Source organism: Stenotrophomonas sp. GbtcB23 (assembly GCF_019091045.1).
GTDB lineage: Bacteria > Pseudomonadota > Gammaproteobacteria > Xanthomonadales > Xanthomonadaceae > Stenotrophomonas > Stenotrophomonas rhizophila_A.
In genome coordinates this window covers 1-232 of sequence record NZ_JAGXKC010000737.1, presented here as the reverse complement: position 1 = coordinate 232, position 232 = coordinate 1, and the positions used below count along the sequence as shown (strand labels likewise).

Annotated in this window: 1 protein-coding gene; it reads right to left on the bottom strand. The window is 56.0% G+C overall.

Annotated features, from left to right (window positions below; all coding sequences use genetic code 11):
- The coding region (locus KVS69_RS20750) for a hypothetical protein (RefSeq protein ID WP_217540236.1) at positions 1-232 on the bottom strand (232 nt) is incomplete at both ends.

The following is a 232-nucleotide window of genomic DNA, read 5'->3' as shown; positions in this document are numbered from 1 at the left end:
AAGCTCCTGCTCTCGCCCCTGCGTCTCGATAACGGCATTGACAAAGAAGCCATCGGGTTTTGCAAAACCGAACAGCATTTTGTGGTGACCGTAAAGGCTATCCCTTTCCCCACGCACATACAGCGCTCCCTCGACCGCCTGAAGTGACCATGTTACGGGTGTCCCGCCCCCGGTGATGACACCGAGCGGCTTGAGCTCCTGAAGGGATAGAATCTTGATCTCGTTACCGGGA